Genomic DNA, 14,051 nt, shown 5'->3' on the forward strand with positions numbered 1-14,051 from the left:
CCCGATGGCGGCGGCCCGTCCGGTGTTCCCCGGTTCGGGCGCGCGATGTCTCGCCCCTTCTGATGCGCGCAGGCCCGTCCCAAGCCGGACATGCCGAAAACCACATGCCCAAACCGGACGGAACCGCAGGGTTCATTCTGCTCCATCAGGCCTAGCCCGTCAAACCGGCAGAATTGGGGCCATGGCCGGGCATCTTCCCGGCCCCGTGCCAGCCCCCCGCGCCGCCACCTTGCAGCCGGGGCCGCCGCGCGCTACGCCCTAGATCGACGCGCGGCACCGCGCGGCCACTAGAACGGCAGACAGGAGAACCGCGATGTTCACCGGCATCATCACCGACATGGGCACCGTCCGCGCGCTGGAACACCGGGGCGATCTGAAGGCGCGCATCGGCTGCGCCTACGACATGTCCACCGTCGACCTCGGCGCCTCCATCGCCTGCGACGGCGTCTGCCTGACCGTGATCGAAACGGGCGAAGACTGGTTCGATGTCGAAATCTCGGCCGAAACCATCTCCAAGACCAACCTCGACGCCTGGACCGAAGGGCGCCGGGTCAACCTGGAACGCGCGCTCAAGGTGGGCGACGAACTGGGCGGGCACATCGTCTCGGGCCATGTCGACGGCGTGGCGACCCTGGTGTCGCTCACCGACGAAGGCGACAGCACCCGCGCCCTCTTCGAAGCTCCGGCAGCCCTGGCCAGGTTCATCGCGCCCAAGGGCTCCGTCGCGCTCAACGGCGCCTCGCTGACCGTGAACGAGGTCGACGGCGCCCGCTTCGGCATCAACTTCATCCCCCACACCAAGCAGGTCACCACCTGGGGCCTGGTGAAGGAAGGCGACCGCATCAACCTGGAGGTCGACACCATGGCGCGCTACGTCGCCCGCCTGCAGGAGTGCACGAAGTGACGGACCTCGGCCCTGATCCCCGCGCGGGGCTGGGCCACAACGGCGGTCCGGCGATGGATGACGGGCGCCGCTTCCGCGCGCACATGTGGGCCCGCGCCCAGGCCGGGCGGAAAGAAGCGCAGCTGCCCCTGTCCATCGTCCGGATGCGCATCGCCCGGGCGAAGGAACTGGGCCTCTCCTATTCCGACTACGCCGCGATCCGCGCCACCTCCGGGCGGGATGTCTCGGGCTATCTGATCTCCTCCAATGCGCTGGGCGTCTTCTCCAACGCCGCACCGCCCTCGGTCCGGGTGTCGGACCGGCTCACGGCGCTGCGCCATGTGATGCGCATCGGGCTGGCCCATCCGCCGCTCGATCCGCGCGCGCTGCTGGACCGGGTGGCGGGGCTCGATCTTGCCTTCCCCGCGCCGCCGCTCCTCGGCTCCTTCGCAGAGATCCGCGCGGCGCTTTCCCTCGCTCAGGGCCGTCTTCCGGCGGCGGGCCTCGTGGCCATCACCGCCCTCGGGCTGGAACGCGACTGGGTGACGGCGGGCCGTCTCGCAGGCTCCCTCCCGTCAGAGGCGCTCTTCGGCTGAACCGACAGCAATTTTGGCCGCGATTTCGGACCGCTGCGACAGCATCCGCCCACTGCAAAAACGCACCGTCGCGATACCGACAGGATACCGACGTAATACCGACGTTTTTTTCGCGCCTTTTCAGGCAGGTCCCGAAACAATTGCGGGTTGTGACTATCGCCCGGAAAGGCTCCGGTTCCGGCCAGGCGCGGGCTGACCTCTGCATTGCTGCACATGCGGTCTGTTCCGGCTTCTGGCCCGATACGCCGTGTCTCTCTGGCATTTCTCCTGCCGCTGCGGTAATCCCGCCCAAAGCAAACAGGGCCGGAGTCACGAGGTACCGCCATGTCCGATAGCGCCGCATTCGACAACAAGGGGCCGGTCGAGGAAAGCTGGTCCGATGCCATCTCCTCCATCGAGGATATCATCGAGGACGCGCGCAACGGCCGCATGTTCATCCTCGTCGATCACGAGGACCGCGAGAACGAGGGTGACCTCGTGATCCCAGCCCAGATGGCGACCCCCGAAGCGATCAATTTCATGGCCACCCACGGGCGCGGCCTGATCTGTCTTTCCCTTACGGGTCAACGGGTTGATCAGCTGAACCTGCCGCTGATGGCGTCTCAGAACTCCTCGCGCCACGAAACGAATTTCACTGTTTCGATCGAGGCCCGCGAAGGCGTCTCCACCGGCATTTCCGCCCATGACCGCGCCCGCACCGTGGCCGTGGCCATCGACGCGGGCAAGGGTCCGCAGGACATCGCGACCCCCGGCCACGTCTTCCCGCTGCGCGCCCGCGAGGGCGGCGTTCTGGTCCGGGCCGGTCATACCGAGGCCGCCGTCGACGTCTCCCGCCTGGCCGGTCTGAACCCCGCCGGCGTGATCTGCGAGATCATGAACGAGGACGGCACCATGTCCCGCCTGCCGGAGCTGATCGCCTTCGCGCAGCTTCACGGGCTGAAGATCGGCACGATCTCGGATCTGATCGCCTACCGCCGCCGCCACGACAACCTGGTCCAGGTCGAGAAGGAAGAGGTCGTCACCTCCGAATTCGGCGGCGAATGGACCATGAAGATCTACATCGACAAGACCCATGGCGCGGAGCATATCGTCTTGATCAAAGGGGATATTTCCGGGGAAGAGCCGGTGCTCGTGCGGATGCATGCGCTTGATCCGATGCGCGATCTGGCCGGGCTCGGCTGCTCTGGCCGGGCTGATGAGTTCCGCGATGCGATGAACCTGATCGCCGAAGAGGGCCGCGGTGTCGTCGTCCTGTTGCGCGACCTGCAGATGAAGCTGACCGCCCCCGGCGAGGCCTCTCCGCAGACCCTGCGCCAGTACGGCCTCGGCGCGCAGATCCTGACCTCCCTGGGCCTGTCCCGGCTGGTCCTGCTGACCAATTCGCCCCAGCCCAACGTGGTTGGGCTCGACGCCTACGGGCTTGAAATCACCGGCACCCGCCGGATCGAGGAGTGACCTGACATGGCCGGATCCGAACAGCACTACACCCTGCCGCGCGGCGAATTTTCCAAGCCGGTCAAGGCGTTGATCGTCGTGGCGCCCTATTACAAGGACATCGCCGATGAGCTCATCGCCGGCGCGCAGGCAGAGATCGAGGCCTGGGGCGGGACCCATGACCTGATCGAGGTCCCCGGCGCGCTGGAGATCCCGACGGCCATCGCCATGGCCGGCCGCATGGCCGATTACGATGCCTATGTCGCGCTCGGCTGCGTGATCCGCGGCGAGACCACCCATTACGACACCGTCTGCAACGACAGCTCCCGCGGGATCACCCTGCTGGGCCTGCAGGGCCTGTGCATCGGCAATGGCATCCTGACGGTGGAAAACCGCGACCAGGCCCTGGCCCGCGCCCGCGTGGCCGAACATAATAAGGGCGGCGGTGCTGCCGCTGCGGCCTTGCATCTTGTCGCGCTTTCGCGCAAATGGGGCGCTCCGAAAGCCGGGGTGGGATTCCTTCCGGCTGCTGACGCGCCCGTGCAGGGTGGCTGAAACGCCCGCCCGCTCCCAACCGAGAAGACGCCCCGAGATGAGTGAAGAGACCCCGACCCCAGCCGCCCCGCCTTCGGGCAACCAGAAGCGGAAGATGCGTTCCGCTTCAAGGCTTTATGCTGTCCAGGCCCTTTACCAGATGGAACTCGCCGGGCAGTCGGTCGAGAAGGTGATCGTCGAGTTCGAGGATCACCGCTTCGGTGCCGCCTACGAAGAGGGCGAGTACAACGAGGGCGACTCCGAGCTGTTCCGCAAGACGCTGCGCGACGCGGTGAACTGGCAGGCCAAGGTCGACCAGATGACCGACCGCGCTCTCGTGGCCAAGTGGCCGATCGCCCGGATCGACCCGACGCTTCGCGCGCTGTTCCGCGCAGCCGGGGCAGAGCTGGTCGAGGGAGAGGCGCCGCCCAAGGTGGTGATCGTCGAATATGTCGACGTGGCCAAGGCCTTCTTCCCCGAGGGGAAGGAACCGAAGTTCGTCAACGCCGTGCTGGATCACATGGCCCGCGAAGCCCGGCCCGAAGCGTTCTGAGCCTGGCCGGCTCCGCCGCTGGGTCCCCAGCTGCAAATGAAAAGCCCCGCCGTTGATCCGGCGGGGCTTTCCTTTTGCGTCAGTGGGTTGTGCCAGTGGGTTGCCCCGTGGGCTGGCGCGTCAGAACTTGTAGTTGAAGCTGGCGGAGACCGAATGGGTGCGGCTGTCGGTGGTGAAATCACCTTCGTACATCAGCAGCGCGGTCAGCCCGTCCGCCATGTCGCGGCCGATGGCGATCTTGGTCTTCAGCACATCGCGTTCCTCGCCCTCCACCAGGACGTCGGTGGCGTTCACCGCGACGGTGTAGTCGTCCCCGCCGGTGTCATGGGCATAGGCCAGTTCCATGAAGGCGAAGTTGGTGCCACCGTTGCTCTGCGCGCTGAGGGTGGCGCGGATGCCGATTTCCGGCGTCAGCGAGTCGGTCTCGAAGGCGGAAACGCTCTGCCCGCCGTTGTCCTCCTGGTAGCCGTCCAGGCTGCGCTTCTGGTAGCTCAGCGCGAAGAAGGGATCGAGCACCAGCTCACCCATCTGGCCCATGGGCATCGGGGGCAGTTCCTTGCCCAGTTCCAGGCTGACCTCGAAGGCGTCGCCGTCGGGGCTGGAATGGTAGGGGCCGCCGGAATTGCCGGCCGGATCGCGCACCTGGGAGTAGTCGAAGCTGCCGTAGGTCATCTGAAGTTTGCCGTGGAAGCCGTTGTCCTGCATGAACATCCCGTAAAGGGTGCCCACGAGGGCGTCGGTGCTGATGCGGGATCCGTCGCCATCGTCCAGCCGTGCCGTCAGTGACCCGTAGCTGAGCGCGCCGCCGATGCTGACCTGGCCCAGGGCGCTGCGGTTCGGCAACTGGTAGGTCACGCCGAGCGTGGCGCTGCCGCCGTCGAAATCGAAGCCGGTGCTGCTGTCGGTGGTGTCGTAGTCACCGAAGGCGTAGGTGCCGGTGAAATAGACATCCAGGCCCTTCACGCCCCAGGCGTCCTCTGCAAAGGACAGGCTGTTGGAGCTGTTGTAGGCCGCCCGGGTGACCGTGCCGCCGCCGCTGCTGTTGGGGGTGAAGGTGCCCACCACGCGGCCGTGGCTGATCAGCACGATCTGCTGCACGTTCTGGAAGACGGGGGCGGTTGCGCCGCCGGTGCCGGAACCCGGCGTTTGCGGGTTGGGGGCCGTGGCTGCCGCCGTGACGCAGGTGGCAAAGGCCTCTGCGAAGGCGCTGGCGGCATCGCCGCCCTGGCGCAGGTAGTTCAGGTCCGCAACGCAGCCATTGGCAGTGGACAGCGCCAGCTTCACGTAGTCCTCCGTCGTGGTGCCCTGGTTGGAGCTGATGGCGGCATAGGTCGCGGAAGAGGTCGTGGCCCCGTTCTGGATCAGGACGGTACTGCCATCGGTGGAGATGCCGGTGGCGCCGGTGCCGGTCTGGATCTCGGCATCGACGACGACGACCAGGTTGGCGCCGACGCCGTTGAGATCGGCCAGGATGGAGGCATAGTCGATGTTGGCGTCGGTGTTGTCCCGGTCCTCATCCGTGACCAGCACGAAGGTGAGGGAGGCATTGGGCGTGAAGCTGTAGGTGTTCAGCGCGTAGTTGAGCGCGGCATAGCCGTCTTCGGTGCTGCCATTGATGACCAGCCCGCTGGCCGCCGTGCCGAAGGCCGCTGCATCCCCGTAGAGATTGCCATCCAGCATGAAGGCGTGGCCGGAATTGGTGCTGCCGCCGCCGCCAAAGCCCGTCAGGCCGAAGTTGAGGGTAACGCCGTCGCCGACCAGGGTGTTTTCGATCCCGGTCACGAAGTCGGGCAGGAAGGCATGTTCGCCGGACATGGAGCCCGACTCGTCGACCACGAAGATCACGTCGGCGTAGGATTGTGCCTGTGCAAGGGCGGGGAGGACGGTCAGCGCGGTGCTTGCAAGCAGGCTGGTCCCAAGCGCCCCGGGGAGGGTGGGGAGTTTCATGAAATTGTCCCGTCTAAATTTGTTGACTGCAAAAATGGCCCCGACCTGTCGCCGGGTGAGCCAAGGGGAAGGTTAAGGGCACAGGCGGGGTGCGACCTCCCTCGTTTGGGGGAGATTTCGGGCCTCGCGTGGGAAAATTGGCCGCGACAACACGCCAGCTGGACAGGACGGTGCCGCATGTAGATGATGGAGGGGCCAGATCAACGGGAGGTTCAAATGCCCAAGCTCGTTCGCGTCTACATCACCCAGTGCCTTGTCGGCTTCGGGATCTCTGCGCTTTTCACGGCCGGGCTGATCTATTTCGACGTCATGGGCCTGCAGCGCCTGGTCCTGGGATCCTCTGACGGGATCCTTGGCGCTTTCCTGATCTTCTTCTCCAACGGGATCGTCTTTGCCGGGGTGCAATTCGCCATCACGATCATGCGCCTGGCGGAAAAGGACGAACCACGCGGCGGCACGCGCCTGCCCCTGGTCGCCGAACCCGTACGGGCAGAGGCGCCGCGTCGCCGCTGAGGGTGGGCCCCGTCGGATAGGGCCCTTCGGATCGGGCCCGGGATCCGGATTGTGGGGATTTGAAGGTGGCGGGCCCGCACGCAACCGTTTGGGTGACGCATTCCCGAGGACCTGATGATCAGGTGGGCGCCAGGTAACCGGACCACGGCCCGGACAGAGCCAGCTCCCTCGGATTTGCTTAAGGCCACCGGAATGTACCCGTACACGAGAAGGGCAGCACCCGCCGAGGACCCACCTAGGCCTTCGACACCGCCGCGGCAAGGGGGCGGGGCGAAAACGATTGAAATCCGCAGTCCTGTCGGGCTCGTGGCCCGAGGGTTGCGGCCCGCGATCAGCTTTCCCCGGTCACCATGTCGTAGTCCTGCAGCTCTTCCCGGCTCAACAGGTAGATTTCCTCAGGCGGGGTCACGAGGGCGGGCTGCATCACCCGCAGGTCGATGCCCATGTCCACCAGGTAACTCATGACGAGGCCCTGTCCCCGCTGGATATCGGATACGGCGATGAAGGCCGGCAGCAGGGTATTTTCGCCGAAGTAATGCTGGTGCACACCGATCCGCGCGCCGTCTTCGGCGCTGCGTTCGCCCCCGGCGGCGAAGAGGTAGGGGCAGGCCGAGAGGCAGATGTCATTCTCGGCCATCGCGGTGTCCAGGCCGGCCTGGCGGATCGCACGGCCCAGGTCCAGCGCATCGGTGACCGAACCGCCGGGGGAGTTGAGGTAGATCGTTGCAGGCGGATCCGCGGCGTCCATCCTTGCGGTCATCTGCCGGGCGATGCGCGCCCCGTCCCCCTGTTCGATGCTGCCGCTGAGCCGGAAGGCGCCATCCCGTTCCTCCAGCACCAGCCGTTCGGGCAGGGGGCCATCTGTCCGGATGCCGGGGGAGGCGGGGCGCGTCGCCGGCATGTCCTTCGGGTCGTAGCGGCGGGTCTGATCCCCGGGCGATGTGGGCTGTTCGAACTCCGGCGCGGTGCTGCCGCCGGGCATCGAAAACCCGCTGCCGATATCACCTGCGAAAAGCAGCAGCCCCAGGATGATCTGGAAGCCGAGCGCCCCCGTCAGAACGCCGCGCATGCGCTTGGCTTCGCGGTCATGCCGGGCGGACAGGGGCGGTTGCGGGTCCGTCGTCTGCTGCATGTTCATGCCCCGGGATCCCCCGGCGGTCTTTGTGCTGCGGCGCTGCTGCCGGTCAGGGCCAGGTCCACGTCCCGCGCGGCGGCCAGTGCGGCGCGCAGTTCCGAAACGGTCATTCTGTCTTCGAGCGGGGTTGCCTCACGTCCGGAGCGGATGGCGGATTGCGTCACCGCCAGGATCAGCACCAGCACGGCCGGCAACAGGTCGATCGCGATTGCGCCGGCCCAGGACGGGATGAAGTTGCCAGCGTAGCGGATCACCGCATCGGCGGGGGAAAGGGGGGTATAGGTCGTTTCCGGTGGCTGGGGCAGGGCGATGACCTCTGCCGCTGCATCCTCCAGGGTCGCGGCGCGCTGTGCCAGGACCTCCAGCACGGAGGTGATCGTGGTGCCCTGTGCGGTGCGGTTTTCGGCGGTGGAGCCGTCCAGCTCCGGCAGTACGACCGAGGCGGTCAGGTCCTGCGCGGCGCGTTGCACCAGCGGCGCAACCGACAGCTGGCGCAGCCGTGCGATCAACCCCGCAAGTTGAACCGCCTGCTCCGAAAACTCGACCGAGCGGGTCTCGACCGGACCTGGCTCCACTGTCAGCGCCCGCATCCGGCTGAGCAGGGCATTGCCTTCGGTGAAGGTGCTGTCGACCAGCGGTGCCTGGTCCGCGATCTGGCTTTCCAGCGCCTGCAGCTCTTCCGACTTCTGCCGAAGCACCCGGAAGACGGCGCCGCGGCCGGCAAGCCCCGACAGCCCGCCGGATGCTTCCTGCTCCGACAGGTCCGCAAAGCTTTGCTGGACGCGGGCCACGTCCCTTTCCAGACCCTGGGCGGCCAGGGCGTTCTCATTCGCGCGTTCCAGCGCTGCCTGGTAGTCCTGGACGGTTTCGGCCAGATGCTGTTCCACCGCCGCGCCCCCTGCAAGGGCGGCCGCATTCAGCCAGGAGGACATCGCGACGATGGCCAGCGAACCCAGGCCCATGGCCCCCAGCAGGCCCGCCCGGGCCTGTGCAGACCGCATCGCGGGAAAGAGCCGCATCATGTAGGACCAGAAGACGAAGATCCCGGTGGAGACCGCGACGGAGTAGGCAATGGCGGCAAAGGCCGTCATCGCGCCGTCCCCGTCCAGCAGGGACTGGACCCCGAGGTAGGTATAGATGCCCGAGGCGACGGACAGCACGCCCAGGGCCGCACCCGTGAAGGTGTCGAGGAACGACAGGTGGCCTTCCAGTTCGTCCACCATGCGGGCGCGGGGATCGGGTTTGCGGTCGCCTGTCCCGGCGGGCGGCTCGGCCAGGGTCGGGCGCGCCGTTTGGGGCGCGTTTGTCGTGTCGTCGGTCACTGCTCTCTCCGGTTGTCCCGGCCCGTGGGGGCAGGTTGTACCGTTTCGAGATAGGCGCAGGATCGGTGATCACCAAACGCCCTTGCGCCTGTTCATGAAATGTTCGAGTTTGTGACCATGGTTGTCACATCGCTTTCCCCTGAATCGCCCGAACCGCAGCCGGGGCAGCTCCTGGCGCGGGGGGTGTGCCGTCTGCTGAAGAGCCATGGCTTCGCCCCGCTGGAGGAGTTTGTGCCGGAAAGCGGCAAACGCGTCGACGTCATCGGGCTGGGGCCCAAGGGGGAAATTTGGGTGGTGGAATGCAAGAGCTCCCGCGCGGATTTCATGTCCGACGGCAAGTGGGAAGGCTATCTGCCCTGGTGTGACCGGTTCTTCTGGGCCGTCGATCAGGATTTCCCGCTGGAGCTTCTGCCGGAGGAGAGCGGCCTGATCATTGCCGATTCCTACGGCGGAGAGATCATTCGCATGCCCGAGGAAAGTAAGCTGGCTGCTCCGAGGCGCCGCGTGATGACACAGAAGTTCGCCCGCGACGCCGCGCGCCGACTGCAGAGCCTGAGGGACCCGCGCGTCTGAAGGGGGGCGAAGGGCGGGGGCGCCTGCGTGCGCGGATCAGCGGCGCTTCTTGCCCTTGCCACCCATGGCCGCCGCCGCCTGGGCCGCGGCGCGGATTTCCTCTGCGATCTCGATCGCTTCCTCGGGATCGAAATCCATCGGGATCTCGACCGAGCCTGCGTCGATGAACAGGCGCACCATGCCCTGATCGGTGGGCCCGATCTGCAGGTTCGCTTCGATCTCGCGTTCGGTGTCGATGCTCATGGGATCTCTCCTGAAATGACCTTCGGTGGTTAGCCCGGGACCGGCGTCTTGGCAAGTGGAGGCCGAAGCAGGCGGTGCAACGAGGCGCGATCGTTCACGCCCGTGTGTCCGGGGCGGGAGCATCTGCGGGGCATTTGCCATATTTGCGCCACAATTGTGGCGTATCAAGGTCTCAACTTAGGCCCTTCCGGGTCGCCCTCCAGACAAGCGGCAAAACGCGCCGCACGTCACCAGGAATACAGGATTTCATCCGGATCGCCGGATATTGTCCCTGACGCCACCTTCGGATGCTCTCCCGAAGGTGGCGTTTATCATTTTCGGGGGGCTGTTTCGCCTGAGCATTGGCGCCCGGGGCCGGTGAGACGACCAATGGACGGGGACTGCAGATTTTTGCGTCAAACGGTCTTGCATTCGCCGGGCCGGCTGGGTAGATGACCCCTCACGTGCCGCCTTAGCTCAGTTGGTTAGAGCGCTGGATTGTGGATCCAGAGGTCCCCCGTTCAAACCGGGGAGGCGGTACCACAAACTCCCCCCCCCCCGATAGTCAGCGAAGATAGCCTGATTGCCACGTGACCCTTGATTGCGCGCATGGTGTCCGGTGCCGCAGGCCTGCGGCCAGACGAAGGTGAACTGCTCCAAGGCGTTTCTCTCCCGGAAGTCGGTGGTGACCGACAGCGTCTGAACGCCCTGATCTGGTGGAAGATGTGAGGTGGCGAAGGGCTCTGGCGCCTTCGCCTGAGGGCAGGGCGCCCCGTCCCGGTTCGCCGGAACGGGGGCAATGATCAGGCGCTGTGCTGGATGTCGGTCGTGCGTTTCAGGATATCGACCCCCTGCTGGTTCCAGAAATGCAGCAGGTCGATGAAGATCCAGTTCTCCGCCAGCTTGTCACCATCGCGGCGATAGAGGTCGATGACACGGAATTCTGCGGGCTTGCCGGTGCCGGGCATGCCCATGAAGCCTCCGGTCGGGGTGGCGGTGAAGTTGGGCCAGCCAAAGAACCCGCCGTAGTTGCCTTCGGCCAAGCGGCACAGATGCCTTGTGGGGGTCCTGTCGGCAAAGCCTGCGCGGAAGGGGCCCGAATGTTGCTTGGCGTACCGAGCGATCGTGTAGGTCGCGCCGATGCCCTCGGGGCCCCACCAGATCATGTCATCTGCCCAGGTGCGCGCCAGTTCCTCTTCGAGTGTCAGGCCAGAGTTCCACTGACCCAGATCGTTGATCATCGCATTGATGAGGGCGAGTGTTGTTTCGCCTTCCTCCGGATCCTGCGGTGCAGTCAGTAGCCCGTCGTGGGTCATGGGGCCCGGCTGCACGAGGTGAGCCGCGGTCTGCGGTGGGAAGGGCTGCAGCCCTGCCTGAACCATGAGGTGCGGGATGTCGAAATAGAGCGAGGTTTCGGCGATCTTGCCGTCGACGATGCGCTGGAATTCGCAATAGCGCAGAAAGGCCATTTTGCCCGTCGGCCGAATGCCAAGCCATGGCGTGTCGAAGAGCCCCATCAGGTGCCCCATGGAGACAACCCAGGTGCTGGCGCCATCATCCAACTCATTCTTGCCGGCGAAGAAGATGTCCTGCCGACGCTGCAGATGCGTCAATGCGCGGCGCAGGGGTTGCCAGAAGACCTCTGCTACGGTCCCGGCATCTGCAAGTTCGTTGAAGGGGTGATAGCCCCTCCAGCGGTAATCCGTTGTTGTCGCGGACTGAAGGACGTCGGGAATCGCTTCGATAGACGCGCTGTCCAATGCGCGGTGAAAATCGGCCGCAACGGCCTTTGCTGTCTGAATGTCGCTCATTTGTTTGGCACCCTGGGGTTGGTTTTGCCCAGCTGAACATCATTGCAGGGCATGGATCGGGACTTTTGCATTCGTATGCAAAAATAGCTTTCCCGATCCTCACGCCGGAGTCTACGTCTATTTGCATGCGTATGCAAAGCGCGTCGAGGGGCGCGCCGGACAGGAGGCGACATGGCTGAGATCCAGCTCAGGAACGTGCAGAAACGCTGGGGCGACTTCGTCGGCGTCGAGAATTTCAACCTGACTATCGCGGACCGGGAGTTCCTTGTTTTGCTGGGGCCTTCGGGCTGCGGCAAGACGACGACAATGCGCATGATCGCCGGCCTCGAAGATGTCACAGATGGCGAGATCGCGATCGGTGGGAAGGTCGTGAACGAACTGGAGCCGAAAGACAGGGACGTGTCGATGGTGTTCCAGTCCTACGCGCTGTACCCGAACATGAATGTCTACGAGAACATCCGCTTTCCATTGAAAGTGCGCGGTGTCGATCCGGCAAGCCACGACGAGAAGGTGCTGCGTGCGGCCGACATGGTCGAGCTGCGGGAATTCCTGCATCGCCGGCCGGCGGAACTGTCCGGGGGGCAACGCCAACGAGTGGCGCTGGCACGCGCCATCGTGCGGGAGCCGAACGTCTTCCTGATGGATGAGCCGCTGTCCAACCTTGATGCCAAGCTGCGGGTTTCGACGCGGGCGCAGATCAAGAACCTGACCCATGATCTGAAGGTCACGACCATCTACGTCACCCATGACCAGATCGAGGCGATGACCCTGGCGGACCGGGTGGTGGTGATGAAGCGGGGCAGGGTGCAGCAGGTCGGCAGCCCGACCGAGATCTACGATCGTCCCGCCAATACCTTCGTTGCCAGCTTTATCGGATCCCCGGCGATGAACCTTGTGGATGGGCAGGTGCAGGGCGGTGTCTTCACGGCCGACAACACCGAGGTTCAGGGGCTGGCCATCCCGGACGGTGCGCTGACTCTCGGGTTCCGGGCAGAGGACGCGCGCCTGGCTGAGCCGGGTGAGACCGCACAGATAACCGCACCGATCTATACGATCGAACTGCTGGGCGATGCCGTGATGATCTCTGTCCGCATCGGCGGGGCGCTGGTCTCGGTCAAGGCCGACAAAAGCTATCGCGCAGAGATCGGTGACAGCGTTGCCATCCACGTTCCCGTTTCCATCTGCCACCCGTTTTCGGCCGAGACGGGCGAACGGCTCGACGATTGAAGACCAACCGCAACAAGACGGATCTACTCACAGGGAGTAAACACATGAACCTCAAGACCCTTGCACTGGCGGGTTGCCTTGGCCTGATGGCCTCCGCCGCCTCTGCCACCTGCGCGTTCGAGAATACCGTGCCGGTGAAATCGCTCTCCGCCGGTTTCGAGGCCTGGAAGGCCGTGACCGACGCGATGTCCGAATGCGGCAACTTCCAGGCATCGCTTGATCAGGAGTTCCAGGAGAAGCAGGCAGAGGCCTTTGCCGCAGATCCCGCACTCTACCAGATCGGTGGCGTGGCGAATGCGACCCTCGTGCCCTTGCTCAACGCGGGCACGATCCGTCCGCTGGATGATCTGGTCGCGAAGTATGGGCAGAACCTCAGCCCGAACCAACTGATCAAGGTGGACGGCAAGATCGTTGCCATTGCGATGATGGTGAATACGCAGCACCTGATGGTGCGCTCCGACATCCTGGAAGACCTTGGGCTGGAGGTGCCGACCACCTATGACGAAATGCTGGCTGCGGCCGAGAAGATCAAGGAAGCGGGCCTGGTCGACTATCCCATCGGCGGGACCTTCCAGACCGGCTGGAACCTGGGGGAGGAGTTCGTGAACACCTACCTCGGCGAAGGCGGCAGCTTCTTCGACGCAGACAACATGCCCACCATCAACAACGCGGCGGGTATTACGACGCTCGAAACCATGAAGGCGCTGACCGCCTACATGGACCCCGAATACCTGGTGTCCGACAGTACCTACGTCCAGCAGCAATTCCAGCAGGGCAAGATCGCGATGGCGAACCTCTGGGCCAGCCGGGCAGGTGCGATGGATGACGCGGCCGAAAGCCAGGTGGTTGGCAAGGTCGCGATGGCTGCGGCGCCGATGGGGTCGGTCCGCCCGGCATCGTCGATCTGGTGGGATGGCATCGTGATCGCGGCACATATCACCGATGAGCAGGCGGACGCCGCCTTCCGCGTCGCGATGGAGGGGCTGGACCAGGAAATGGTCGAGGCCAACAATGATGCCGCCGTCTGGCTGGTGAAGGGCTACAAGCCCGGTCACCTGGCCGAAGGCGCTGCGGCAACCGCGGCGGCGGGCGCAGCCCCCTATCCGGGCAATGCCGCGATGGGGGTCATGCACACAGCCCTTGGAAATGGCATCGCCGCCTACCTGACCGGTGCCAAGGATGCAGAGACGACCCTGGCAGACATCGAAGCGGCCTACCTTGTCGGTGCCCGCGAAGCTGGCCTGGTCGACTGATCCGCACGGACAACCGATAGGACCGGGGCGAATGGCGCCCCGGTCACC

General features: G+C 65.2%; 14 protein-coding genes and 1 tRNA gene. 10 read left to right on the forward strand and 5 right to left on the reverse strand.

Annotated features, from left to right (window positions below; genetic code table 11):
• Positions 1–313 precede the first annotated feature (313 nt).
• From AC2IR1_RS08680 to nusB, 5 genes are all read left to right on the forward strand, one after another.
• A complete protein-coding gene (locus AC2IR1_RS08680; protein ID WP_486475882.1) occupies positions 314–904 on the forward strand; it encodes a riboflavin synthase in 591 nt (196 codons plus the stop codon).
• Positions 901–1,479: a hypothetical protein gene (locus tag AC2IR1_RS08685; RefSeq protein ID WP_486475883.1), complete on the forward strand. Its 579-nt coding sequence runs from the start codon at positions 901–903 to the stop codon at positions 1,477–1,479. The genes AC2IR1_RS08680 and AC2IR1_RS08685 overlap by 4 nt, the downstream gene beginning before the upstream one ends.
• Before the next feature lie 324 nt (positions 1,480–1,803).
• The gene (ribB, locus tag AC2IR1_RS08690) at positions 1,804–2,934 is read left to right on the forward strand and encodes a 3,4-dihydroxy-2-butanone-4-phosphate synthase (protein WP_486475884.1); all 1,131 of its coding nucleotides are present in this window, start codon (positions 1,804–1,806) and stop codon (positions 2,932–2,934) included.
• Between the two features lie 6 nt (positions 2,935–2,940).
• Complete coding sequence (locus AC2IR1_RS08695) at positions 2,941–3,468, forward strand: 6,7-dimethyl-8-ribityllumazine synthase (protein WP_486475885.1); 528 nt, start codon at positions 2,941–2,943, stop codon at positions 3,466–3,468.
• Positions 3,469–3,505: 37 nt separating this feature from the next.
• Positions 3,506–4,000: a transcription antitermination factor NusB gene (nusB, locus tag AC2IR1_RS08700; protein WP_486475886.1), complete on the forward strand. Its 495-nt coding sequence runs from the start codon at positions 3,506–3,508 to the stop codon at positions 3,998–4,000.
• A 120-nt stretch (positions 4,001–4,120) separates the two neighbouring features.
• On the opposite strand, the gene AC2IR1_RS08705 is transcribed toward nusB, so the two are convergent.
• Complete coding sequence (locus tag AC2IR1_RS08705) at positions 4,121–5,947, reverse strand: autotransporter domain-containing protein (RefSeq protein ID WP_486475887.1); 1,827 nt, start codon at positions 5,945–5,947, stop codon at positions 4,121–4,123.
• A 216-nt stretch (positions 5,948–6,163) separates the two neighbouring features.
• Here AC2IR1_RS08705 and AC2IR1_RS08710 point away from each other — a divergent pair, with 216 nt between their 5' ends.
• The gene (locus AC2IR1_RS08710) at positions 6,164–6,460 is read left to right on the forward strand and encodes a hypothetical protein (protein WP_486475888.1); all 297 of its coding nucleotides are present in this window, start codon (positions 6,164–6,166) and stop codon (positions 6,458–6,460) included.
• 331 nt (positions 6,461–6,791) lie between these two features.
• Here the strand turns inward: AC2IR1_RS08710 and AC2IR1_RS08715 are convergent, their stop codons facing one another.
• Together AC2IR1_RS08715 and AC2IR1_RS08720 are read right to left on the reverse strand one after the other, a co-directional pair.
• The gene (locus AC2IR1_RS08715; RefSeq protein WP_486475889.1) at positions 6,792–7,592 is read right to left on the reverse strand and encodes a COG3904 family protein; all 801 of its coding nucleotides are present in this window, start codon (positions 7,590–7,592) and stop codon (positions 6,792–6,794) included.
• Positions 7,593–7,594: 2 nt separating this feature from the next.
• Positions 7,595–8,917, reverse strand: coding sequence for a hypothetical protein (locus AC2IR1_RS08720; RefSeq protein WP_486475890.1), 1,323 nt, complete (start codon positions 8,915–8,917; stop codon positions 7,595–7,597).
• A 99-nt stretch (positions 8,918–9,016) separates the two neighbouring features.
• Between AC2IR1_RS08720 and AC2IR1_RS08725 the strand changes: the two genes are divergently transcribed.
• Positions 9,017–9,490 (forward strand): MmcB family DNA repair protein, encoded by a 474-nt coding sequence (locus AC2IR1_RS08725; RefSeq protein WP_486475891.1) that lies wholly within the window; start codon positions 9,017–9,019, stop codon positions 9,488–9,490.
• A 36-nt stretch (positions 9,491–9,526) separates the two neighbouring features.
• Here AC2IR1_RS08725 and AC2IR1_RS08730 read toward each other — a convergent pair whose 3' ends face one another.
• Positions 9,527–9,733 (reverse strand): DUF6324 family protein, encoded by a 207-nt coding sequence (locus AC2IR1_RS08730; protein WP_486475892.1) that lies wholly within the window; start codon positions 9,731–9,733, stop codon positions 9,527–9,529.
• Positions 9,734–10,178: 445 nt separating this feature from the next.
• Between AC2IR1_RS08730 and AC2IR1_RS08735 the strand changes: the two genes are divergently transcribed.
• Positions 10,179–10,255, forward strand: a tRNA-His gene (locus tag AC2IR1_RS08735).
• Positions 10,256–10,515: 260 nt separating this feature from the next.
• Here AC2IR1_RS08735 and AC2IR1_RS08740 read toward each other — a convergent pair.
• Positions 10,516–11,523 carry a nuclear transport factor 2 family protein gene (locus AC2IR1_RS08740; RefSeq protein ID WP_486475893.1) on the reverse strand — a complete coding sequence of 336 codons (1,008 nt, stop codon included), beginning with the start codon at positions 11,521–11,523 and terminating at the stop codon, positions 10,516–10,518.
• Positions 11,524–11,694: 171 nt separating this feature from the next.
• Here AC2IR1_RS08740 and AC2IR1_RS08745 point away from each other — a divergent pair, with 171 nt between their 5' ends.
• Together AC2IR1_RS08745 and AC2IR1_RS08750 are read left to right on the forward strand one after the other, a co-directional pair.
• The gene (locus AC2IR1_RS08745) at positions 11,695–12,750 is read left to right on the forward strand and encodes an ABC transporter ATP-binding protein (protein ID WP_486475894.1); all 1,056 of its coding nucleotides are present in this window, start codon (positions 11,695–11,697) and stop codon (positions 12,748–12,750) included.
• 44 nt (positions 12,751–12,794) lie between these two features.
• Positions 12,795–14,003, forward strand: coding sequence for an ABC transporter substrate-binding protein (locus tag AC2IR1_RS08750; protein ID WP_486475895.1), 1,209 nt, complete (start codon positions 12,795–12,797; stop codon positions 14,001–14,003).
• Positions 14,004–14,051: the final 48 nt, after the last annotated feature.

Source organism: Pseudooceanicola sp. NS-SX8, assembly GCF_057380755.1.

Bases quoted from the DNA above. Each gene is read 5' to 3' on its own strand.
- AC2IR1_RS08740 (WP_486475893.1), bottom strand. From the start codon at position 11,523: ATGAGCGACATTCAGACAGCAAAGGCCGTTGCGGCCGATTTTCACCGC.
- AC2IR1_RS08730 (WP_486475892.1), bottom strand. From the start codon at position 9,733: ATGAGCATCGACACCGAACGCGAGATCGAAGCGAACCTGCAGATCGGG.
- nusB (WP_486475886.1), top strand. From the start codon at position 3,506: ATGAGTGAAGAGACCCCGACCCCAGCCGCCCCGCCTTCGGGCAACCAG.
- AC2IR1_RS08725 (WP_486475891.1), top strand. From the start codon at position 9,017: ATGTTCGAGTTTGTGACCATGGTTGTCACATCGCTTTCCCCTGAATCG.
- AC2IR1_RS08705 (WP_486475887.1), bottom strand. From the start codon at position 5,947: ATGAAACTCCCCACCCTCCCCGGGGCGCTTGGGACCAGCCTGCTTGCA.
- AC2IR1_RS08750 (WP_486475895.1), top strand. From the start codon at position 12,795: ATGAACCTCAAGACCCTTGCACTGGCGGGTTGCCTTGGCCTGATGGCC.
- AC2IR1_RS08710 (WP_486475888.1), top strand. From the start codon at position 6,164: ATGCCCAAGCTCGTTCGCGTCTACATCACCCAGTGCCTTGTCGGCTTC.
- ribB (WP_486475884.1), top strand. From the start codon at position 1,804: ATGTCCGATAGCGCCGCATTCGACAACAAGGGGCCGGTCGAGGAAAGC.
- AC2IR1_RS08745 (WP_486475894.1), top strand. From the start codon at position 11,695: ATGGCTGAGATCCAGCTCAGGAACGTGCAGAAACGCTGGGGCGACTTC.
- AC2IR1_RS08715 (WP_486475889.1), bottom strand. From the start codon at position 7,592: ATGCAGCAGACGACGGACCCGCAACCGCCCCTGTCCGCCCGGCATGAC.
- AC2IR1_RS08680 (WP_486475882.1), top strand. From the start codon at position 314: ATGTTCACCGGCATCATCACCGACATGGGCACCGTCCGCGCGCTGGAA.
- AC2IR1_RS08695 (WP_486475885.1), top strand. From the start codon at position 2,941: ATGGCCGGATCCGAACAGCACTACACCCTGCCGCGCGGCGAATTTTCC.